The sequence below is a fragment of the Caballeronia sp. NCF2 genome (assembly GCF_023631205.1).
GTDB lineage: Bacteria > Pseudomonadota > Gammaproteobacteria > Burkholderiales > Burkholderiaceae > Caballeronia > Caballeronia zhejiangensis.
Map to the genome: position 1 here is coordinate 244,815 of NZ_JALQDN010000001.1, position 20,531 is coordinate 265,345.

At 64.2% G+C, this 20,531-nt stretch carries 22 protein-coding genes; 16 read left to right on the forward strand and 6 right to left on the reverse strand.

Annotation, left to right across the window (positions count from 1 at the left end; genetic code table 11):
• Window positions 1–472: 472 nt before the first annotated feature.
• Window positions 473–796, forward strand: a complete 324-nt coding sequence (gene flhD, locus NCS02_RS01155) for a flagellar transcriptional regulator FlhD (RefSeq protein WP_008351892.1) — start codon at window positions 473–475, stop codon at window positions 794–796.
• 18 nt (window positions 797–814) lie between these two features.
• A complete protein-coding gene (gene flhC, locus NCS02_RS01160) occupies window positions 815–1,369 on the forward strand; it encodes a flagellar transcriptional regulator FlhC (protein WP_250522850.1) in 555 nt (184 codons plus the stop codon).
• A 17-nt stretch (window positions 1,370–1,386) separates the two neighbouring features.
• Here flhC and NCS02_RS01165 read toward each other — a convergent pair whose 3' ends face one another.
• Window positions 1,387–1,809: a YfiM family lipoprotein gene (locus NCS02_RS01165; protein ID WP_250522851.1), complete on the reverse strand. Its 423-nt coding sequence runs from the start codon at window positions 1,807–1,809 to the stop codon at window positions 1,387–1,389.
• 285 nt (window positions 1,810–2,094) lie between these two features.
• Between NCS02_RS01165 and motA the strand changes: the two genes are divergently transcribed.
• The 13 genes from motA to NCS02_RS01230 all read left to right on the forward strand — a co-directional run bounded on the left by motA (window position 2,095) and on the right by NCS02_RS01230 (window position 15,324).
• Window positions 2,095–2,955: a flagellar motor stator protein MotA gene (gene motA, locus NCS02_RS01170; protein ID WP_008351887.1), complete on the forward strand. Its 861-nt coding sequence runs from the start codon at window positions 2,095–2,097 to the stop codon at window positions 2,953–2,955.
• 25 nt (window positions 2,956–2,980) lie between these two features.
• Complete coding sequence (gene motB / locus NCS02_RS01175) at window positions 2,981–3,979, forward strand: flagellar motor protein MotB (protein WP_008351884.1); 999 nt, start codon at window positions 2,981–2,983, stop codon at window positions 3,977–3,979.
• A gap of 67 nt (window positions 3,980–4,046) precedes the next feature.
• Window positions 4,047–4,424 (forward strand): response regulator, encoded by a 378-nt coding sequence (locus NCS02_RS01180; RefSeq protein WP_008351883.1) that lies wholly within the window; start codon window positions 4,047–4,049, stop codon window positions 4,422–4,424.
• A 51-nt stretch (window positions 4,425–4,475) separates the two neighbouring features.
• A complete protein-coding gene (cheA, locus tag NCS02_RS01185; protein ID WP_250522852.1) occupies window positions 4,476–6,776 on the forward strand; it encodes a chemotaxis protein CheA in 2,301 nt (766 codons plus the stop codon).
• Between the two features lie 17 nt (window positions 6,777–6,793).
• Window positions 6,794–7,312: a chemotaxis protein CheW gene (gene cheW, locus NCS02_RS01190; protein WP_008351879.1), complete on the forward strand. Its 519-nt coding sequence runs from the start codon at window positions 6,794–6,796 to the stop codon at window positions 7,310–7,312.
• Between the two features lie 28 nt (window positions 7,313–7,340).
• Window positions 7,341–9,161, forward strand: coding sequence for a methyl-accepting chemotaxis protein (locus tag NCS02_RS01195; protein WP_250522853.1), 1,821 nt, complete (start codon window positions 7,341–7,343; stop codon window positions 9,159–9,161).
• Between the two features lie 138 nt (window positions 9,162–9,299).
• A complete protein-coding gene (locus NCS02_RS01200; RefSeq protein WP_033536589.1) occupies window positions 9,300–10,223 on the forward strand; it encodes a CheR family methyltransferase in 924 nt (307 codons plus the stop codon).
• Window positions 10,220–10,945 carry a chemoreceptor glutamine deamidase CheD gene (gene cheD, locus NCS02_RS01205; RefSeq protein ID WP_250522854.1) on the forward strand — a complete coding sequence of 242 codons (726 nt, stop codon included), beginning with the start codon at window positions 10,220–10,222 and terminating at the stop codon, window positions 10,943–10,945. Before NCS02_RS01200 ends, cheD begins: the two co-directional genes overlap by 4 nt.
• Window positions 10,942–12,033 carry a protein-glutamate methylesterase/protein-glutamine glutaminase gene (locus NCS02_RS01210; protein ID WP_008351872.1) on the forward strand — a complete coding sequence of 364 codons (1,092 nt, stop codon included), beginning with the start codon at window positions 10,942–10,944 and terminating at the stop codon, window positions 12,031–12,033. Before cheD ends, NCS02_RS01210 begins: the two co-directional genes overlap by 4 nt.
• Before the next feature lie 49 nt (window positions 12,034–12,082).
• Window positions 12,083–12,478, forward strand: coding sequence for a chemotaxis response regulator CheY (gene cheY, locus NCS02_RS01215; RefSeq protein WP_008351870.1), 396 nt, complete (start codon window positions 12,083–12,085; stop codon window positions 12,476–12,478).
• A 2-nt stretch (window positions 12,479–12,480) separates the two neighbouring features.
• On the forward strand, window positions 12,481–13,197 hold the full coding sequence (gene cheZ, locus NCS02_RS01220) for a protein phosphatase CheZ (RefSeq protein ID WP_250522855.1): 717 nt from the start codon (window positions 12,481–12,483) through the stop codon (window positions 13,195–13,197).
• 256 nt (window positions 13,198–13,453) lie between these two features.
• The gene (locus NCS02_RS01225; RefSeq protein WP_239294313.1) at window positions 13,454–13,987 is read left to right on the forward strand and encodes a DUF2844 domain-containing protein; all 534 of its coding nucleotides are present in this window, start codon (window positions 13,454–13,456) and stop codon (window positions 13,985–13,987) included.
• A 17-nt stretch (window positions 13,988–14,004) separates the two neighbouring features.
• Window positions 14,005–15,324: a DUF3443 domain-containing protein gene (locus NCS02_RS01230; protein ID WP_034470435.1), complete on the forward strand. Its 1,320-nt coding sequence runs from the start codon at window positions 14,005–14,007 to the stop codon at window positions 15,322–15,324.
• Between the two features lie 61 nt (window positions 15,325–15,385).
• Here the strand turns inward: NCS02_RS01230 and NCS02_RS01235 are convergent, their stop codons facing one another.
• From NCS02_RS01235 to argS, 4 genes are all read right to left on the reverse strand, one after another.
• Window positions 15,386–16,159, reverse strand: a complete 774-nt coding sequence (locus NCS02_RS01235; RefSeq protein WP_250438901.1) for an SDR family oxidoreductase — start codon at window positions 16,157–16,159, stop codon at window positions 15,386–15,388.
• Window positions 16,160–16,174: 15 nt separating this feature from the next.
• Complete coding sequence (locus NCS02_RS01240; RefSeq protein WP_034470441.1) at window positions 16,175–16,822, reverse strand: thiol:disulfide interchange protein DsbA/DsbL; 648 nt, start codon at window positions 16,820–16,822, stop codon at window positions 16,175–16,177.
• Between the two features lie 113 nt (window positions 16,823–16,935).
• On the reverse strand, window positions 16,936–17,697 hold the full coding sequence (locus NCS02_RS01245) for an SPOR domain-containing protein (protein ID WP_008351857.1): 762 nt from the start codon (window positions 17,695–17,697) through the stop codon (window positions 16,936–16,938).
• Between the two features lie 129 nt (window positions 17,698–17,826).
• Window positions 17,827–19,611: an arginine--tRNA ligase gene (gene argS, locus NCS02_RS01250; protein ID WP_034470443.1), complete on the reverse strand. Its 1,785-nt coding sequence runs from the start codon at window positions 19,609–19,611 to the stop codon at window positions 17,827–17,829.
• Window positions 19,612–19,870: 259 nt separating this feature from the next.
• Here argS and NCS02_RS01255 point away from each other — a divergent pair, with 259 nt between their 5' ends.
• Window positions 19,871–20,197 carry a DUF1840 domain-containing protein gene (locus NCS02_RS01255; RefSeq protein WP_008351853.1) on the forward strand — a complete coding sequence of 109 codons (327 nt, stop codon included), beginning with the start codon at window positions 19,871–19,873 and terminating at the stop codon, window positions 20,195–20,197.
• A gap of 103 nt (window positions 20,198–20,300) precedes the next feature.
• Here NCS02_RS01255 and NCS02_RS01260 read toward each other — a convergent pair whose 3' ends face one another.
• A complete protein-coding gene (locus tag NCS02_RS01260) occupies window positions 20,301–20,507 on the reverse strand; it encodes a hypothetical protein (protein ID WP_008351852.1) in 207 nt (68 codons plus the stop codon).
• Window positions 20,508–20,531 lie beyond the last annotated feature (24 nt).

The following is a 20,531-nucleotide window of genomic DNA, read 5'->3' on the forward strand; positions in this document are numbered from 1 at the left end:
GACCGGCATTTCACTTCATTTTTCAATCGCTTATCGTTGTTACAGCGCGATACATGTGCTGTTACGAAGTCAGAAATTGCATCGATGGCGGCGATGAGGGCGGATTTGAAGCGTCGGACGCGCCGGGCGGCGTGAATGAGCAATTCGCGTTCCTGCGGCCTGAAAGGCGCGACAGCGCGCGCCCGTCGTAAAAATACGGGGCGCGGCTATTAAGCCAGACGAATACGTGCCGATAACGCATGTCTGCCGAGCGGCATCGAAGCGGCCGGCTTGTAAGAAATTTTCCTACACGATTCTTCGCGAAACTCCGTCGCAGCGTCGGATGCTTTATCCGACAGGCGCGGCGGCGGGCATCGGCGACAATCGAATCGACAACAGACAACACGCGCGGGGCCGCATTCGCGTTTCTTTGCGAATTCGAGCAAACGTTCCCGCCGGGCCTGACCAGCCACGTTTCGATTCGGGGAAAAAGATGACGACCAGCACTACGAGTACGCTCGCGGAAATCCGCGAGGTGAACCTGTCGTACTTACTCCTCGCTCAGCGGCTTCTTCAGGAAGACCGCATCTCGGCGATGTATCGCCTGGGCCTTTCGGAGCAGGTTGCGCAAGTTCTGGCTTCGCTGACGCTCGCGCAGGCAGTGAAAGTGGCGTCGTCGAGCCATTTGCTGTGCCGCTTTCGTTTCGATGACCACGCGATCCTTTCTTCGCTCGCCGACAAGGACCGCAGCGCGGCGCTCGCGCACGCCCACGCGGCGATTGTGCTGGCGGACAGTCCCGTCGAGCAGATCGGCTGACGCCGCGCGCGAAGCCCGATGGCGACGAAAAGCGTGGTCGCGGAGGTCCGCGAAATCACTTTGGCGATCGAGCTGATCGAGCTCGGCGCGCGCCTGCAACTGCTCGAAGCGGAAACGAGCCTGTCGCGCGACCGTCTCATCAAGCTCTATAAGGAACTGAAAGGCGTGTCGCCGCCCAAGGGCATGCTGCCGTTCTCGACGGACTGGTTCATGACGTGGCAGCCGAACATCCATTCGTCGCTGTTTAACGGCATTTATCGCTTCATGGCGGCCAACGACAAGAGCCAGCCGACGATTCACGCGATCGTGAAAAGCTACCGCCTCTATCTCGAACACGCGGCGCTGTACGGCGACGAACCCGTGCTGTCGCTCACGCGCGCGTGGACGCTCGTGCGCTACTTCGAATCCGGCATGCTCCAGACCAACGTCTGCACGCGCTGCCGCGGACGTTTCGTCGCACATGCATACGAACTGCGCGCCGGTTACGTGTGCGGCCTCTGCCAGCCGCCATCGCGCGCGGGCAAGACGCGCAAGGCGGGCGCGGACCGCGAAGCGGGGCGGATCGCCGCCTGATCCGCGCCCGCGTCCGTCTAAAAGCGATCGTGGTACGAAAGCCCGACGGTCATCCCGTGCGGCGTGCGCTGATACATGATCGCCCAATGCGTCGCCGATGCGCCGATCCACGCACCCAGCGCGTCGGCGGCCAGATGCTTGTAGGAGAAGCCGTCCGTGCGGCAGGTTCCGTCGACGATTTCCTTCACCAAGCCCGGCGCAGTGCCGATCAACGTGCCGTAGACGACCGGATGGTCCGAGCCGCGCGTCAAATAGGCGCCGAGCGCGCCGAACGGCGCGGACGCGGCCACGTGGGCAAGTTTGTCGGAGCCGGTCCAGCTATCCGATGTCTGCATACGCCAGCCGCCGCGCGAACCGCTGCAGTCGAAACCCGCATGCGCGAATGAACTCGCGGTCACTGTCAGCGCGAGCGCGCTGGCCTGTTTCATTGGTCTTGTCATCGTTCTCTCCGATTTCACGACTTCGCGTCTCCAACAAAACTGAACGCGCGTTCGTATTATCGGCAGGAAATGTGATGTTTCGTGTCGAACGGGAAAATTTTGTTTCGCCGTTAGGAAAAGTTCGAGATTTCAGCGATTGAGACGCAGATTTTGCGAAACAGCGAGAAGGCCGCGCGGCAAACCGCACGGAACGTACAGCGGTTTGACCGTGCCCCAAAGTTTTCCGGTCGAGTGCCGTAAACCACTTAACGGCGGTCTTACCGCATCAAACGTGAGGACTCGACTGTGCTGATTTTCATTGGATCGCTCGTGACATTGCTGTCCGTCTTCGGCGGCTATGCCATCGAAGGCGGCCACCTTGGCGCGCTCATGCAGCCGGTCGAAATTCTGATGATCGCGGGCGCGGGCGTCGGCGCGTTCATCCTCGGCAACAACGTCAAGACCATCAAGGCGACGATTCAGGTGCTGCCGACGCTCTTCAAGGGCGCGAAGTACGACAAGAGCATGTACATGGAGCTGATGGGCCTGCTCTACGTGCTGCTCGCGAAAGCGCGCAAGGAAGGCACGCTCGCGCTCGAAGCGGATATCGAAGATCCGGCGAAGAGCCCGGTGTTCAGCCAGTACCCGAAGATTCTCGCGGACCATCACATCGTCGAATTCCTGACGGATTACCTGCGCCTCATGGTGAGCGGCAATATGAACGCGTTCGAGATCGAAAGCCTCATGGACGAGGAAATCGAGACGCATCACGTCGAAGGCGAAGCGCCGGCGCACGCGCTCACCAAGGTCGGCGACGCGATGCCCGCGTTCGGCATCGTCGCGGCGGTGATGGGCGTCGTGCACACGATGGCCTCCGCCGATCAGCCGCCCGCGATTCTCGGCGAGATGATCGCGCAGGCGCTCGTCGGCACCTTCCTCGGCATTCTGCTTTCGTACGGCTTCATCGGACCGCTCGCGAACGTCGCGGAACAGCGCGTCGCGGAGCAGACCAAGATGTTCCAGTGCATCAAGGTGACGATCCTCGCGAGCCTGAATGGCTACGCCCCCGCGATCGCGGTGGAATTCGGCCGCAAGGTGCTGTTCTCGACGGAGCGCCCGTCGTTCTCCGAGCTGGAAGAACACGTGCGCAAGGTCAAGTCGAAGTGACTTCCGCCATAGTCGAGACACAGCGATGAGCAACGATACCGATCGCCCGATATTCATCAAGCGCGTCGTCGCGGGCAAGAAAGGCCATCACGGCGGCGCGTGGAAACTCGCCTACGCGGACTTCATGACCGCGATGATGGCGTTCTTCCTGCTGATGTGGCTGCTTTCGTCGACGTCGCCGGTGCAGCGGCGCGGCATCGCCGAATATTTTCAGATGCCGCTCAAGGCCGCGATGGTCGGCGGCAAGACCGTCGGCATGGACAACAGCATCATCATGGGCGGCGGCCGCGACATTTCCAGCACCGACGCAGGCGCCGCGCGCAAGACCGATGGCGCCACGCAGCTCGCGCAGCGCGCCTCGTCCGACACCGACGAAGAACTGCTCAAGTCCGCGCAGGGCGAGCTCGAACGGCGCGAGCAGGTGCGCCTGCACGACCTTCAGGTGAAGCTCATGGCCGCGATCGAGGCCAATCCGACGCTGCGCCAGTTCAAGCAGCAGATCCGCATCGAATCGACGCAACAGGGCTTGCGCATCGAAATCGTCGATACCCAGAAGCGCCCGATGTTCGCGCTCTCCAGCGACGCCGTGCAGCCGTACATGCGCGACATCCTGCGCGAGATCGGCCGCTCGCTCAACGACGTGCCGAATCACATCGTCGTGCAGGGACACACAGACGCCGTGAAGTACGCGGGCGGCGACAAGGGCTACAGCAACTGGGAGCTGTCCGCGGACCGCGCGAACGCGTCGCGGCGCGAGCTGGTCGCGGGCGGCATGGACGAAGGAAAGGTGATGCGCGTGCTCGGACTCGCATCGACGCAAAACCTGAACAAGAAAGATCCGCTCGATCCGGAGAACCGGCGCATCAGCGTGATCGTGCTCAATCGCAAGACGGAGCTGTCGATGCTGCGCGACGACGGCTCACGCGGCGCGACGCTCGACAACGGCACGGACGCGAACGGCAATCCGTCGTCGGCGCTCGGCCAGCTCATTCCCGGCGTCGCGGTGAGACCCGCGGCGAAGTGAGCAAAAACCTCGAAAAAGACGCTCAAGTGTCGACACGTTTCGACCGTCATCCCGGCAAGAGACAAACATGATCAAACACATTCTGGCAATCGACGATTCAGCCGCGATGCGGCAAATCCTCTCGGCGACGCTGGCGGCGGCGGGTTACCAAGTGACCGTTGCGTCGGACGGCGACGAGGGGCTGGAGTGGGCGCTCGCGGAGCGCTTCGATCTGGTTCTGACCGATCAGCACATGCCGGGCAGAAGCGGGCTCGATCTGATCGTGGCGCTGCGCGGAAATCCCGCATACAAGGCGACGCCGATTCTCGTGCTGACGACCGAAGGCGGCGAGCCGTTCAAGGACGCGGCGCGCTCGGCGGGCGCGACAGGCTGGATCGAGAAGCCGCTCGATCCGGACCTGCTGACGGAACTGGTCGCCGCGCTCTCCGAAGAAACGCAGCACTAAAGCGAACGCACAAGACAACTCGCGCACGCACGCGCCGATGGTGACTCAAGCATGACACTCGACATTACCCAGTTCTACCAGACCTTCTTCGACGAAGCAGACGAACTGCTCGCGCAGATGGAGCAACTGCTGCTCGTTCTGGACATCGCGAATCCCGATCCGGAAGACCTCGCGGCGATCTTCCGCGCGGCGCACTCGATCAAGGGCGGCGCGGCGACGTTTGGTTTCACCGCGCTCACCGAAACGACGCACATCCTCGAATCGCTGCTGGACCGCGCGCGCAACAACGAACTCGTCCTGCGCCGCGACATGATCGACACGTTCCTCGCGACGAAGGACGTGCTGTCGGATCAGCTCGCCGCGTATCGCGCGAGCGCGGAGCCGGATGCGGCCGCGGCCGCCGCGATCTGCGCGAAGCTCGAGCGTCTGAAGAACGAACAGGCCGAAGGCGCACCGTCCGGCCGGATCGAGCCGCCCGCGCTGCCGGGCGCCGACGCGAACGTCGCGTCCGCCGCGAGCGCGAACGCCGCGCCGGCCTACGACGGCCCGAATGCGCCGCCCGCCCACGTGCTTTCGCAGGCGATGGACGCGATCGAGGACGACGGCAACTGGGACGGCGCGTTCGAGCTCGCCGATGGAACGAATGCAGGAACCGCTGCCGCGACGCCGGGACACACCGGCGCGCCGCACGCGGAAGTTGGACCCCACCTGAAAATTACGCTACGGGGGGTGGGCGAGAAGGACCTGGCGACTCTGATCGAGGAGCTGGGGAACCTGGGAAGCATCGTCGGAGAAAAGAAAGCGGACGCCGAGTACGTGGTATGGCTCGACTCGGACGTCCCCGCCGACGATATCGTCGCTGTGTGCTGCTTCGTGATCGATGAAAAGCAGATCACGATCGGCCGCGGCGATGCAGCGGCGCAATCCGCAGAAGCCCAGCCGGCGCGCCTGGAAGCGACGGCCACGCAGATTGCGCAACCCACGATACACGAAGAGCCGAAGCAATCGCAGGCGCACGCGGCGCCCGCATCCGCCGCTGGCAAGGAAGCAGTGAAGGAAGAAGCGGCGACGGCGGCGGGCTCGAAAGACCCGTCCGTCGCTCAGCCGGCAAAGTCCGCAGCAAGCGACGCGGACAAGAAAGCGCGCCCCCAGGCTGCGGCATCGGCGGAAGGCAGCTCGATTCGCGTCGGCGTGGAGAAGGTCGATCAGCTCATCAACCTGGTGGGCGAACTCGTCATCACGCAGGCGATGCTCGCGGAAACCACGAGCACGTTCGATCCCGCGTTGCACGACCGCCTGTTCAACGGCATGGCGCAGCTCGAGCGCAACGCGCGCGATCTGCAAGAGGCCGTCATGTCCATCCGCATGATGCCGATGGATTACGTTTTCAGCCGCTTCCCGCGCCTCGTGCGCGACATCGCCGGCAAGCTCGGCAAGGAAGTGGAACTCGTCACGTTCGGTCAGGCGACCGAACTCGACAAGAGCCTGATCGAGCGCATCATCGATCCGCTCACGCACCTCGTGCGCAACTCGCTCGATCACGGCATCGAGACCGTGGAAGCGCGCCGCGCGGCGGGCAAGTCGACGACCGGCCAGCTCGTGCTCTCGGCGGCGCATCACGGCGGCAACATCGTGATCGAAGTGAGCGACGACGGCGCGGGCCTGCGCCGCGACAAGATTCTCGCGAAGGCGCAGAAGCAGGGCATGCAGGTTTCCGAATCGATGAGCGACGAAGAAGTCTGGCAACTCATCTTCATGCCGGGCTTCTCGACCGCCGAACAAGTGACGGACATTTCCGGCCGCGGCGTCGGCATGGACGTGGTGAAGCGCAACATCCAGTCGATGGGCGGCCACGTCGAAATCATGTCGCGCCAGGGCGCGGGCACGACGACGAAGATCGTGCTGCCGCTCACGCTCGCGATTCTCGACGGCATGTCGGTGAAGGTCGGCAACGAGATCTTCATTCTGCCGCTCAACTTCGTGATGGAGTCGCTGCAACCGGTCGCCGAGGACATCTACACGGTCGCGAACGGCGAGCGCGTCGTGCGCGTGCGCGGCGAATATCTGCCGCTCGTCGCGCTGCATCGCGTGTTCGATGTCGAAGGCGCGCGCACCGAGCCGACGCAGGGCATCGTCACGATCATGCAGACGGAAGGACGCCGCTTCGCAATGCTGATCGACGAGCTCGTCGGCCAGCAGCAAGTCGTCGTCAAGAACCTCGAAACGAATTACCGCAAGGTGCACGGCATTTCCGCCGCGACCATCCTGGGCGACGGAAGCGTCGCGCTGATCGTCGACGTGGCCGCGCTCAACCGCGAATCGCGCGCACAGCACGGCGCGCACGCTCACTAATACCGAAGGAGTCTTTCATGGCAGACGTTCAATCGATTCAAACCGCTGCGCCTTCGCGTCGTGACACGCAAAACACGGAAGCAGCCGGACAGGAATTCCTCGTGTTCACGCTCGGCGCCGAGGAATACGGCATCGACATCCTGAAAGTGCAGGAGATCCGCGGCTACGACAACGTTACACGCATCGCGAATGCGCCCGGGTTCATCAAGGGCGTGATCAATCTGCGCGGCATCATCGTGCCGATCGTCGACATGCGCATCAAGTTCAATCTGGGCCGCGTCGAGTACGACAACCAGACGGTCGTCATCATCCTGAACGTCGCGCATCGCGTGGTCGGCATGGTCGTCGACGGCGTGTCGGACGTGCTCACGCTCACGCAGGAACAGGTGATGCCCGCGCCGGAATTCGGCGGCACGCTCGCGACCGAATATCTGACGGGCCTCGGCACGGTCGACGGCCGCATGCTGATCCTGATGGACATCGAGAAGCTCATGACGAGCCGCGAGATGGAGTTGATCGACTCCGTCGGCGCATAAAAACGTATTCAGGAAGCAGGAAGAAGCCATGCTGAAGAAGTTGTCGATCCGCACGACGCTCACGCTCGTCGGCTTGTTGTTCGTCGGTTGCGCGGCGCTCATCGGCGCACTCGCGCTCGTCGGACTGAACTCGGCCAATGCGTCGCTCGCGTCGCTCGCGCAGGAAGACATGGTCGCGATGCGCGCGCTTTCAGAAACGTCGTCGTATCTGCTGCGCTCGCGCGTGACACTCGACCGCGTGCGTTCGCTCGCCGAAGCGGGCAATACGGAAGAAGCGAAGAAGGCGATCGATCGCGGCCAGTATCTGCTCGACAAGAGCAACGAGAACTGGAAGCTCTATCTCGATACGCCGAAGCCGATGCTCCCGAAGGACACGCTCGATGCGCTCGTCGCCCAGCACGAGACGCTCGTGAAGACCGGAGTGGAGCCGGAATTCACCGCGATCCGGGCGAACGACCTGGCCGCGTATCACGCGATCGCGGACACGAAGATCAGCCCGATGTTCGTCGCGTTCGATCAGGCCGTGACGGCTGCGGTCGCGTCGCATCAGGCGCACGCGGAAAGCTCGCGCGCCAGCACGTCGTCGAATATCGCGGCGCTCAACATGACGATCGGCGCGGTGCTCGTGCTCGCGGTGCTGATGCTGATCGGCACGCGCATGGCGCTCTCCAGCCTGATCGTGAAGCCGATCAACGAGGCCGTCGATCACTTCGACCGCATCTCGCGCGGCGATCTCACGCAGTCCGCGCAGAGCGAAAGCGGCAACGAAATCGGCCGCCTGTTCGCGGGTATCGAGCGCATGCGCGGCAATCTGACGACGATGGTCGGCGCGGTGCATCGCGGCGCGGAATCGATCGATGTCGGCGCGCATGAAATCGCGAGCGGCAACACGGATCTGTCGCAGCGCACGGAAGAGCAGGCGGCGTCGCTGCAGGAAACGGCGTCGAGCATGGAAGAGCTCACGAGCACGGTGAAGCAGAACGCCGACAACGCGCGCCAGGCGAGCCAGCTCGCGGTGAACGCGTCGGATATCGCTTCGCGCGGCGGTGAAGTCGTCGAGCAGGTCGTCGAAACGATGCACGCCATTGCATCGAGCTCGAACAAGGTCGTGGACATCATCGGCGTGATCGAAGGCATCGCGTTCCAGACCAACATTCTCGCGTTGAACGCGGCCGTGGAAGCGGCGCGCGCGGGCGAGGAAGGGCGGGGATTCGCGGTCGTGGCGGGCGAAGTGCGCTCGCTCGCGCAACGCAGCGCGGCGGCGGCGAAGGAAATCAAGGCGCTCATCGGCGATTCGGCCGCGAAGGTCGACAGCGGCACGGAACTCGTCGCGCGCGCCGGTCAGACGATGAGCGAGATCGTGCAGGCGGTGCGCCGCGTGACCGACATCATGGGCGAGATCAGCGCGGCGTCGGAGGAACAGTCCGATGGCATCGAGCAGGTCAATCGCGCCGTCACGCAGATGGACAGCGTGACGCAGCAGAACGCCGCGCTCGTCGAGCAGGCGGCCGCCGCTGCGGCATCGCTCGAAGAGCAGACGCGTCAGCTGAAGGACGTGGTCGCGCAATGGCGCGTGCAAGGCGCGGCGGCAGCGCCGGCGCGCACGAGCGCATCGACGGCCGTGGCGCGTCTTGCGCCGGCGGCGCGCGTCGAACCGTCGACGTCTTCGGTTGCAGCGAAAGCGAAAGCTGTCGAGACGCCAAAAGTTGCGCCGGAAGCGGCCGTTAATAAGGAAGCAGTCAAGGAAACAGTCAAGCCGGCGATCAAGCCGGCGAGCGTTGCCAAGCTCGCTGCGGCACCGCGTGCGAAAGCGACGACCGCCGACGACGGCGACTGGGAAACCTTTTAACCGGACCGGAACGAAAACGGCCATGCAGGCATCGCGCAGCACGATCGACACGCAGGAAAAGCGCGAGTCCGCATGGTCGAGCGCGACGAACACGCCACATCGGACGTCGGGGACGACGTCAAGGAAGCACGAAACATCATGATGGCAACGCGCAACGCGCGCGTCGACTTGCCCGCCAATGTGCGCGGCACGGAAGTCGAGCGCGATTTCGAATTCACATCGGCGGATTTCGCCCGCATTCGCGAGCTGATTCATCGCCGCGCAGGCATCTCGCTGTCGGACCACAAACGCGACATGGCGTACAGCCGCCTCGCGCGCCGGCTGCGCGCCTGCGGCATCGATACGTTCAAGCAGTATCTCGACCGTCTAGAAACCAACGACGACAACGCCGAATGGGAAGCGTTCGTCAACGCGCTGACCACGAACCTGACGGCGTTTTTCCGCGAGTCGCATCACTTTCCGATTCTCGCGGACTTCGTGAAGCGCCGGCAGCAGCCGTTCTCGGTGTGGTGCTCGGCGGCGTCGACCGGCGAGGAGCCGTATTCCATCGCGATGACGCTCGTCGAAGCGTTGGGCGAACACGCCGCGCGCCAGTGCACGGTGTTCGCGAGCGACATCGACAGTCAAGTGCTCGCGAAAGCCGAAGCGGGCGTGTATTCGCTCGATCAGGTGAAGGCATTGCCCGTCGAGCGTCTCAAGCGCTTCTTCCTGAAGGGCACGGGCGCGCACGCGGGTCTCGTCAAAGTGCGCCCCGAGTTGCGCGCGATGGTGAACTTCGGCCGCGTGAATCTGACCGAAGCGCGCTACGACGTGAAAGGCCCGTTCGACGCGATCTTCTGCCGCAACGTGATGATCTACTTCGACAAGCCGACGCAGGGCCAGGTGCTCACGCGCTTCGAGCCGCTGATGAAGCCGGGCGCGCTGCTCTTCGCGGGGCATTCGGAGAACTTCACGTATGTGTCGCAGGCGTTCAGGCTGCGCGGCCAGACCGTGTACGAACTCACGCGCGATACGAAGGTTGCGAGCGGATCGAAGCGCGCGCTCGCGGGAGAGCCGGCATGAGCGGTCTGCCAATGGCGTCGAATCTCTATTTCGACAATCACTTCAAGAAGCAGGGCGTGAAGCTCCTGCCGAACGAGTTCTACATGACGAGCGAAGACATGGTGCTCGTCACGGTGCTGGGTTCATGCGTGGCGGCGTGCATCCACGATCGCACGGCGGGCATCGGCGGCATGAATCACTTCATGCTGCCCGATGACGGTTCCGACGCGTCGCACGCATCGTCGGATTCGATGCGCTACGGCGCGTACGCGATGGAAGTGCTCATCAACGAGCTCATCAAGCGCGGCGGACGGCGCGAGCGCTTCGAAGCGAAGGTGTTCGGCGGCGGCGCGGTGCTCGCGGGCATGACGACCATCAACATCGGCGATCGCAATTCGGAGTTCGTGCGGCGTTATCTCGCGCTGGAAAAGATTCGCATCGTCGCCGAGGACTTGCAGGGCGCGCATCCGCGCAAGGTCGCGTTCATGCCGCGCTCGGGTCAGGTGATGGTCAAGAAGCTGAAGACGGCGCATGACCCGGTGGTCGTCGAGCGCGAGCAGGCGCTCGTGCAGCGCACGCCGGAAGAGCGCGCGGAGCGGCTCGCGAAAGCGCGTGCGCGCGTCGAGCTGTTTCAGTCGAACGCGAAACCGCGTGTGGAGTCGTTCACGACGAATGCATCGGCGGCGAAGCGCCCGCGCGTCGAGTTGTTCACGTCGCGTCTCAAGACCGTGGAGGAAGCATGAACACAGCGCCAAAGATCAAAGTGCTGTGCGTCGACGATTCGGCGCTCGTGCGCAGCCTGATGACCGAGATCATCAACGCGCAGCCCGACATGCACGTCTGCGCGACCGCGCCCGATCCGCTCGTCGCGCGCGAGCTCATCAAGCTGCATAACCCGGACGTGCTCACGCTCGACGTCGAAATGCCGCGCATGGACGGCCTCGACTTCCTGGAAAAGCTGATGCGCCTGCGACCGATGCCGGTCGTGATGGTGTCGTCGCTGACCGAGCGCGGCAACGAAATCACGCTGCGCGCGCTGGAACTCGGCGCGGTCGATTTCGTCACGAAGCCGAAAGTCGGCATCCGCGACGGCATGCTCGATTACGCGGAAAAGCTCGCCGACAAGGTGCGCGCCGCATCGCGGGCACGCGTGAAGCAGACGACGCACGCGGCGAGCGCGCCGGCGAACGCGGCGACGCACAAGCCCGCGCCGCATTTCAACAATCCGCTCGTGTCGACGGAAAAGCTCGTGATCGTCGGCGCTTCGACGGGCGGAACGGAAGCGATCCGCGAAGTGCTCGTGCCGCTGCCGCCCGATGCGCCCGCGGTGCTCATCGCGCAGCACATGCCGCCGGGCTTCACGAAGTCGTTCGCGCAGCGCCTGAACGGGCTGTGCCGCATCACCGTGAAGGAAGCCGAGCACGGCGAGCGCGTGTTGCCGGGCCACGCGTACATCGCGCCCGGCCACGCGCATCTGGTGCTCGCGAGGAGCGGTGCGAACTATGTCGCGCATCTGTCGGATGCGCCGCCCGTGAACCGGCATCGGCCTTCGGTCGACGTGCTGTTCCGTTCGGCGGCGCAGCACGCGGGCAAGAACGCGATCGGCGTGATCCTGACCGGCATGGGCCGCGACGGCGCCGCCGGTCTTCTGGACATGCAGCAGGCGGGCGCTTACACGCTCGCGCAGGACGAAGCGAGTTGCGTGGTGTTCGGCATGCCGCGCGAAGCGATTGCAATGGGCGGTGCGAGCGAAATCGCGCCGCTCTCTGAAATGAGCCGGCGCGTGATGGCGCGGCTTGCCTCGATGGGCGAACGCGTACAGCGCGTCTGAACTTTGGATTTAAGCGGCGCCGCCGCATTGAGAACACACTGGAGTCATGATGGACAAGAACATGAAGATCCTCGTCGTCGACGATTTTCCGACGATGCGCCGTATCGTGCGTAACCTGCTCAAGGAGCTGGGCTACGGCAACGTCGACGAAGCCGAAGACGGCGCGGCGGGCCTCGCGCGTCTGCGCGGCGGCGGATTCGACTTCGTGATCACCGACTGGAACATGCCGAACCTCGACGGCCTGTCGATGCTTCAGCAGATCCGCGCGGACGCGACGCTCTCGCATCTGCCGGTGCTGATGGTGACGGCCGAGTCGAAGAAGGAAAACATCATCGCGGCGGCGCAAGCGGGCGCGAACGGTTACGTGGTGAAGCCTTTCACGGCCGCCACGCTCGACGAGAAGCTCACCAAGATTCTCGAGAAGATGGCCAAAGCGGGGAGCTGATCTTGAACGATCTGACCACTGAACTCGCAGCCGCGGTCGCCGCGGTTGCCGAAAGCGAAGGCGATCCGTCGAGCGACCGCATTCTCGCGCGCATCGGCCAACTGACGCGCACGCTGCGCGATTCGATGCGCGAGCTCGGCCTCGACAAGCAGGTCGAGGCCGCCGCGCAAGCCGTGCCCGACGCGCGCGACCGCCTGAAATATGTCGCGACGATGACCGAGCAGGCCGCCGAGCGCGCGCTCAACGCGATCGAGCTTGCCAAGCCGATGCAGGAATCGCTGCAAACCGAAGCGCAGGCGCTCGACGCGCGCTGGGCGAAGTGGTACGGCGCGCCGCTCGCGCAGGGCGAGGCGGGGGAACTGCTCGCGCAGACGCGCTCGTTCCTGCAGAGCGTGCCGGAGCGCACGCAGGCGACCAATGCCCAATTGCTCGAAATCATGCTCGCGCAGGATTTCCAGGATCTGACCGGCCAGGTCATCAAAAAGATTACGGACGTCGTGTATCTGATCGAGCAGCAATTGCTGGGCGTTTTGCTCGAGAACATCGCGCCGGAACGCCGCGAGCAGTTCGCTGCATCGGCGGCGGCGCTGATGTCGGCAGTGTCGACCGGCAGTCCGGAAAGCCTGCTGAACGGTCCGCAAATCAATACCGAAGGACGCAGCGACGTCGTGCAGGATCAGTCACAAGTGGACGATCTGCTCGCCAGCCTGGGATTTTGAGGGTGATTTTGTAAGCCTTCGTAACTTAGGCCGGCATCGAAGTTGCGAGATGACGCGAAGCGCATACCATTGCGCTTCGCGTCTTTTATTTCGTGCGCTTGCGAACGTTAGGACGGTTCCACCTGGCTGGCATACTGACGATGTTCGCGCCCGCACGATTTTGGGGCGAAAGGCGGTGGCGCATCTGTCACTCAATCGTCAAGCACCGGTCTCTGAATCAAGTGGCGGGGCCGGCGGATAACCGATAGGAGGCCCAGTGAAGGCACCGAAGCAATCCCGTCATGGGCATCTCATGAGCGCGTTGGCAATCGTTGCCGGCGCGCTCGGCGTGAGCGCGGCAGCGCCCGCCTACGCCGTGCTCGGCGGCCAGCCGATGGCAGCGCCGCAAGGCGCCACGGCGGAATCATCCACGGCCGCGGTCGCGCGTGCGGCCGTCGCAAGCGGCGCATCGAGCGCATCGACGACATCGGCGTCGAACTACACCGTTCGCACGACCACGCTCGCGAGCGGAACGGTCATCAACGAATATTTGTCGACGGAAGGCGTCGTGTTCGGCATCGCGTGGCACGGTCCCCGCATGCCGGATCTCGCCAGCCTGCTCGGCAGCTATTTCCCGCAGTATCAGCAGGGCCTGAAGGCGCAACGCGCCGCGCGCGGCGGCCGCGGGCCGGTCAGCGTGCAGGATTCCGGACTCGTCGTGGATTCGGGCGGTCACATGGGCTCGTTCGCGGGCAGCGCGTATTTGCCGCAATCGTTGCCTGCCGGCGTGTCCGCCAGCGACATCCAGTAAGCGACGGGAGACCCAGTATGCATAGAACGACACTCGGCCATCCCGCTCTCTCTTCGTCCCGGCGCGGCGGCCTTGCCCGCTGGCTCGGCGTGCTCTGCCTTTCTGTCATGCTCGCGGCCTGCGGCGGTGGCGGCGGCGACGACTCCAGTTCCAGCAGCGGCGGCGGTTCGTCGGGCGGCTCCGGCGGCTCGGGCGGTTCCAGCGGCGGCGGCTCGACCACGAGCACCGCGAACGCGCAGCCGATCGCGCCCAACGGCACGAACGCGGTGGCGATCAACGTCAACTCCGGCGCCGCGGGCTTCGTCAACATTCCGAACGTATCGGTGACGGTGTGCGCGCCGGGCTCGTCGGTGTGTCAGACGATCGACAACATTCAGGTCGACACGGCGTCCTTCGGCCTGCGCATTCTCGGATCGGCGGCGCAGAACGTGCTCGGCAGCCTGCCGACCTCGCGCGCGTCGAACGGCGGGCAGCTCGCCGAATGCGCCGGTTTCGCCGACGGCTACACGTGGGGCACCGTCCGCACGGCCGACGTGAAGATGGGCACGGAAGTGGCGTCGGGCGTGCCGATTCAGATCATCGGCGATCTGAGTGCATCCGCGGCGCCGACCGGCGACAACGGCTGTCCGTCCGGCAGCGACGAAAATTCGACCGCCGACATCGGCGCGAACGGCATTCTCGGCATCGGCCCGCAGGCCTACGACTGCGGCGACGGCTGCGCGAGCACGGCGCTCAACGCGATGTACTTCTCGTGCACCAACGGCGCGAATTGCTCGGGTGTCGCGGTGCCGCTGGCGCAGCAAGTGACGAATCCGGTCACCAAGTTCGCGGTCAACAACAACGGCGTGATCGTGCAATTGCCGCCCGTTGCCGATAACGGCGCGGCCACCGCGACCGGCGTGCTGATATTCGGCATCGGCACGCAGAGCAACAACGGGATCAGCAACGTGACGAAGTACGGCACCGATCCCTATGGCGACCTGACCGGCACGTACAAGGGCAAGACGTACAAGACGTTCTTCGACACCGGGTCGAACGGCAACTTCTTCCAGGATAGTTTTCCGCTGTGCAACGGATCGTCGGCGTTCTATTGCCCGAGCGCGACGCAGTCGCTGTCGACCACGATCAAAGGCAGCGAAGGCAACAGCGCCACCGTGCCGTTCCTGCTCGCCAACGCGAGCACGCTGACGCAAGGCAAGAACAAGTTCGCCTTCAACAGTCTCGGCGGTCAGTTGGGCATGTCGAACTTCTTCGACTTCGGCTTGCCGTTCTTCTTCGGCCGGCATGTCTACGTCGGATACCAGTTGCCGAACAGCTCGGCCTACGTCGCGTTCTGACCGTTCGGACGTTCGCCCGATAAAAAACCGGCTGCGTTTGCGCGCAGCCGGTTTTTTTACGTCATTCGTCCGCGCGTGGTTTGCGTGGCGCGCGTTCGGCGAGCGCGTCGTAGAGCCAGCGCGGCAGGACGTGCATCAGCATGCCCGCGACGCGCATCTGCCATGGAAACGTCGCGTAGCGCACCTTGCGTTCGATCGCGTCGGCGGCTTTCGCGGCGAAGCGGTCGGCGTCCATCAGGAACGGCATGCGATACGGATTGTGCGCGGTCATCTCCGAGCGCACGTAGCCCGGCGCGATCGTGACGACGGCCACGCCGAGCGGGCGCATCTCCACGCGCAACGATTCCAGATATTTCGCCACCGCCGATTTCGACGCGCTGTACGCGCCGCCGCCGGGCAGCCCGCGCACGCCCGCGACGCTCGCGATGCCGACGAGCGTGCCGCGCCGCGCGGCCGTCATCGACGCGACGAACGGCTCGAACGTCGCGACCATGCCGAAATAGTTCACGTCCATCACTGCACGGAAGGTGTCGAGATCGCCGTGGCCCGTCAGCGCGCCGCGGCTCATGCCCGCGTTCGCGATGACGACATCCGCCGTGCCGTGCTCCGCGATGAAGCGGCGCGCGGCATCGGCGAGCGCGTCGGGGTCGCGCACATCGGCGGGATAGATCGAGATGGAGCTTTGCGGATGACGGGCCGCGAATGCGGCGAGGGAATCGGCGCGGCGGGCGACGAGGCCGAGGATGGCCCCGCGCTTCACATACTCTTCGGCCATTGCAAGGCCGATGCCGCTCGACGCCCCGGTGATAAAGACCTTCAAACGAACTGCGGTCATGCGGAGCGTCGGTGCTTACAGCTTCTTGTCGCGGACTTGCTGGACGAGGAAGTCCATGACCTGCGTCGTCCCCGGCAGGCTGTTGGTCATCGCCGGGCCGGTTTCGTACTTGCCCTGCACGACGACCGTCGGCACGCCGTCGATCTTGTAGTCCTGCAGGAGCTTGGCGTCGCGCTGCACGGCGCTTTGCGTCGAGAACGAGTTATACGCGTCCATGTACTTCTTCGGATCGACGCCCTGCGTCTTGAGGAAGTCCGCCTGCGCCTGCGGCGTCAGCAGATAGTTCTTCTTCACGTGGATTTCGTTGAACACGGCCGGCGTGACCTTTTCCGCGACGCCGAGCGCGTCGAGCGCGTGATACATCTTCGAGTGCGGAATGAAGTCGTCGCGGAATGCCACCGGCACGCGCTTGAACACGACGTCCGGACCTTGCTTCTTCGCCCATGCCTCGATGTACGGCTCGAACTCGTTGCAATGCGGGCAGCCGTACCAGAAGAACTCGATGACCTCGACCTTGCCCGCAGGCGCGGCGATCGGCTGAGCCGCCTGCAGCACGGTGTAATCCTTGCCGGCGGTGGGCGCGGCCATCGCGGAATTCGCGACGCTCAGGGATGCGGCTGCGATGCCGAGGGAGAGAGCCAACGCGCTAAAGATTTTTTTCATGATTGAAGAGATACGCAATGGAAACGCGACGGAACAAAAGCAGGCCCATAAGTGGGACATACGACGCTTAAGCCACGCTTAAGCGTCGCGGCGCTTCGACTTCGTTTGCTGCGTTATTGCTTCGAGAAACGGATGACGGCGGTATCGACGCCCGCATCGGACAGACGCTGGCGCGCGGTGTTCATGTCCTCGAACTTCGCGAACGGCCCGATCCGCACGCGATAGTACGTGACGCCGCCTGCATCGCGCTGCGTGACCTTCGATTCGAAGCCCTGGAAGCCGAGACGCGCGCGCTGCTGTTCGGCATCCGCCTGCGTCTTGTACGCGCCGACTTGCAGGAAGTAGCCCGTGTTCGGCTCGCCGGGCGCGGGCGGCGTGGTCTTCGCCGTCGTGGGCGCCGAGCCGCCCTTCGGCGGCGTGGCGTTCGCGTTGCTCGTCGCGGCGGGCGCGCCCGGTGCGGCTTCGGGCTTCTTCGCGGGCGCCGTGCTCGCGGTCTTCGGAGCCGATGCCGTTGCGCCCGACGGCGGTACTTCGACGATCTGCGGCTCGTCGAGCATGCCCGACGACTGCGTCTGATTGTTGGTCTGGCCCGGCGCGGTGTTGGGCGGCGTGGGCTGCGCGGCTTGCGGCACCGCCTGGCCCGGCGTCTTGCCTTGCAGCGGACGATTCGGATCGTACGGTTGCGCGGCGGCAGGCGCGGAGTTGGCCTCGGACGGCGGCGGCGCGACCTTCGCCACGAATGGCGTGGGCGCACGCGTGATGTACAGCGCGACGATTACGGCAATCGCGAGGCCGACGATCAGGCCCAGCACGATACCGATAAACGTTCCCCCCGTTTGCTTCGACTGCTTCGATGTGCGGCGTGGTTTTGCCATCGTATGAATCACCTGCGAGAAAGTCTTCTGGTTGGGCGACGATTATAGCGGCGGCTCAAGACAAGCCCGCGCCAGGCATCTGCTTGCGCACGCCGAAAATTCTGAATTCGTGCGTGCGCGGCAGAAGGGTCACATCTTTTGAGGAGCGGAAACGCCGATGGTCGCGAGACCGTTTTCGAGAACCTGACGCGTCGCCGCGAGCAGCGCGATGCGCGCGGTGCGTTCCTTTTCGTCGTCCACGAGCACGCGCTCCGCATTGTAGAACGAGTGAAATTCGCCAGCGAGATCGCGCAGATAGAACGCGACGGCGTGCGGCGCGAGTTCGTCGGCCGCGTGCGCGAGCATTTCGGGGAATTCGGCGAGCTTGTTGAGCAGCGCCATTGCGCGGTCGCTCGACAGCGGCGAGAGATCGGCCTGCGCTGCCTTCGAAATGTCGCCGCCGAACTTCTCCTTCCAGTCGTTCAGGATCGTGCAAATGCGCGCGTGCGCGTATTGCACGTAATAGACCGGATTCTCGTCGTTCTGCTTGAGCGCGAGGTCGATGTCGAACACGAATTCGGTGTCGGCCTTGCGCGAAATGAGGAAGAAGCGCACGGCATCGCGGCCGCGGCGGATGGTGTCCTCGTCGATCTGATCGGGCGCGGTTTCGTGGCCCGGCGTGAGTCCGCCCGACCATTCGATCAGATCGCGCACCGTCACGTAGCTGCCCGCGCGTTTGGAGATTTTCACTTCCTGGCCGTCGCGCATGACGGTGACCATCTTGTGCAGCACGTAGTCGGGATAGCCCTTCGGAATGCCGATGCCGAGTCCCTGCAAGCCGGCGCGCACGCGCGCGATCGTGCCGTGATGGTCCGAGCCCTGGATGTTGATGACCTTCGTGTAGCCGCGTTCCCACTTGGTCACGTGATACGCCACGTCCGGCACGAAGTACGTGTACGTGCCGTCGGACTTCTTCATGACGCGGTCCTTGTCGTCGCCGTCGTCGGTGGTGCGCAGCCACAGCGCGCCGTCCTGCTCGTACGTCTTGCCGGCATCGACGAGCGCCGCGACCGTCTTCTCGACACGGCCTTCCTTGTACAGCGACGACTCCAGATAGAACTGGTCGAACTTCACGCCGAACGCGGTGAGATCCATGTCCTGCTCGTGACGCAGATACGCGACCGCGAAATGACGGATGGCTTCGAGGTCCTCGACGTCGCCTTTGCCCTTCACCGGTTCGCCGTCCTTCGCCGCGACGGTTTCGCCCGCCATGTAGTCGCGCGCGATATCGGCGATGTACTCGCCGTTGTACGCCGCTTCCGGCCACTGCTCGTCGCCCGGCTTGAGGCCGCGCGCGCGCAGTTGCGTGGACGTGGCGAGATTGCCGATCTGCACGCCCGCGTCGTTGTAGTAGAACTCGCGATGCACGTCGTAGCCCTGCGTTTCAAGCAGGTTCGAGAGCGCATCGCCGAGCGCCGCCTGACGGCCGTGGCCGACATGCAGCGGGCCCGTCGGGTTCGCCGATACGAATTCGACGAGCACGTGCCTGCCGGCGTCGCGCGTCGAACGGCCGAACGCGGCGGCTTCGCCGAGCACGGCCGGGATCACGTCTTGCTTGGCCGTCGCCGAAAGACGCAGATTGATGAAGCCCGGACCCGCCACTTCGGCGCTCTCGACGAGACCCTTCGCGGCCGGCAGGCCGAGCACCGCATCGACGATCTGCTGCGCGAGCTGACGCGGATTCGCGCGCAGCGGCTTGGCGAGCTGCATCGCGACATTCGACGCCACGTCGCCGTGCGCCGCGACCTTCGGTCGTTCGAGGACGATCGTGGGCGTGACGAAGGCCGCTTCGCTGGCGCCTTGCGTGGCTTGCGCGACCTGCTTGACCGCGTCGGTGATGAGCGTTTCGAGAGTGTGTTTATGTGCGGGCAGCATGCTGAATGTGATCCAGTGGAGCGAGGGCTGACGGGGCGCGTTCCGGCGTGCATGCCGGCTCGGAAGGACGTCTTCGCGACGCGTTGGCCCCGCATGTGGTGTTGGCAGGCGAACGGAACCGGCCACCACATAAAGCGGGGATTTTAGCAGGTGCTAATATGTCGAATCAGGGTGTCGTCATGTTGTCAGGGAGACCGGCTCGTCTGCGCGTTTCGTTTGCAAACCGCCTATGACCCAACATAAACAAAAGGACCATGCCATGCTGATCACATTCAAATCCCCGGCCGCACCGGATGTCATCATGCTCGAGAACCTCGCGGAGTACTTGCTCGGCATCATCGGCAAGCAGCTCACGGCGCGGGGCGTCATCACGCACGATGAAATTCCCGCCGCCATTCAGAAGCTCGAAGCGGCGGTCGTCACCGACAAGAGAGAGCGCGCCGAGCACGACGGCCGTTTTCATGAAGGCGAAGAAGGACATGAGCCGCACGAGCTTCCCATCGGGCTCGCGCAGCGCGCGTTTCCTTTCCTCGACATGCTTCGCCTAGCGCAAAAGCACGACAAGGACATTCTCTGGGGCGTCTGAGGCGCGCGATTCGCAGCGACACAAAGAAAAACCCGCATCGTTTCCGATGCGGGTTTTTTTCTTCCGACGAAACGTCTGACGGCTTCAGTCGCGCTGCGGCGTGTTACTGCGACTGGCCGCCTTCCGGCCCGGCGGGTTTCGCGGGCGGATGTTGCTTCTTCGGCTTCTTCGGTTTCTTCTTGTGCTCGGTTTGCGGCGGCGAGTACGACGAAGCCTCGGTGCTGCTCGCCTGCGCGAAAGCGGCGGTACTCGACGCGGCGAGCAAAGCCGCGGTGATCGCTACGGTTACGGCGGACGTCATCTTCTTCATGCGACTTTCTCCGTTGACGAAAAG

What these genes read in the sequence shown, in the direction of transcription:
- cheA (WP_250522852.1), top strand. Translation starts at nt 4,476, where the DNA reads ATGACACTCGACATTACCCAGTTCTACCAGACCTTCTTCGACGAAGCA.
- NCS02_RS01260 (WP_008351852.1), bottom strand. Translation starts at nt 20,507, where the DNA reads ATGAAGAAGATGACGTCCGCCGTAACCGTAGCGATCACCGCGGCTTTG.
- flhC (WP_250522850.1), top strand. Translation starts at nt 815, where the DNA reads ATGGCGACGAAAAGCGTGGTCGCGGAGGTCCGCGAAATCACTTTGGCG.
- NCS02_RS01240 (WP_034470441.1), bottom strand. Translation starts at nt 16,822, where the DNA reads ATGAAAAAAATCTTTAGCGCGTTGGCTCTCTCCCTCGGCATCGCAGCC.
- NCS02_RS01245 (WP_008351857.1), bottom strand. Translation starts at nt 17,697, where the DNA reads ATGGCAAAACCACGCCGCACATCGAAGCAGTCGAAGCAAACGGGGGGA.
- flhD (WP_008351892.1), top strand. Translation starts at nt 473, where the DNA reads ATGACGACCAGCACTACGAGTACGCTCGCGGAAATCCGCGAGGTGAAC.
- NCS02_RS01210 (WP_008351872.1), top strand. Translation starts at nt 10,942, where the DNA reads ATGAACACAGCGCCAAAGATCAAAGTGCTGTGCGTCGACGATTCGGCG.
- NCS02_RS01200 (WP_033536589.1), top strand. Translation starts at nt 9,300, where the DNA reads ATGATGGCAACGCGCAACGCGCGCGTCGACTTGCCCGCCAATGTGCGC.
- NCS02_RS01255 (WP_008351853.1), top strand. Translation starts at nt 19,871, where the DNA reads ATGCTGATCACATTCAAATCCCCGGCCGCACCGGATGTCATCATGCTC.
- NCS02_RS01235 (WP_250438901.1), bottom strand. Translation starts at nt 16,159, where the DNA reads ATGACCGCAGTTCGTTTGAAGGTCTTTATCACCGGGGCGTCGAGCGGC.
- cheY (WP_008351870.1), top strand. Translation starts at nt 12,083, where the DNA reads ATGGACAAGAACATGAAGATCCTCGTCGTCGACGATTTTCCGACGATG.
- argS (WP_034470443.1), bottom strand. Translation starts at nt 19,611, where the DNA reads ATGCTGCCCGCACATAAACACACTCTCGAAACGCTCATCACCGACGCG.
- cheD (WP_250522854.1), top strand. Translation starts at nt 10,220, where the DNA reads ATGAGCGGTCTGCCAATGGCGTCGAATCTCTATTTCGACAATCACTTC.
- motB (WP_008351884.1), top strand. Translation starts at nt 2,981, where the DNA reads ATGAGCAACGATACCGATCGCCCGATATTCATCAAGCGCGTCGTCGCG.
- cheW (WP_008351879.1), top strand. Translation starts at nt 6,794, where the DNA reads ATGGCAGACGTTCAATCGATTCAAACCGCTGCGCCTTCGCGTCGTGAC.
- NCS02_RS01180 (WP_008351883.1), top strand. Translation starts at nt 4,047, where the DNA reads ATGATCAAACACATTCTGGCAATCGACGATTCAGCCGCGATGCGGCAA.
- NCS02_RS01165 (WP_250522851.1), bottom strand. Translation starts at nt 1,809, where the DNA reads ATGACAAGACCAATGAAACAGGCCAGCGCGCTCGCGCTGACAGTGACC.
- NCS02_RS01230 (WP_034470435.1), top strand. Translation starts at nt 14,005, where the DNA reads ATGCATAGAACGACACTCGGCCATCCCGCTCTCTCTTCGTCCCGGCGC.
- NCS02_RS01195 (WP_250522853.1), top strand. Translation starts at nt 7,341, where the DNA reads ATGCTGAAGAAGTTGTCGATCCGCACGACGCTCACGCTCGTCGGCTTG.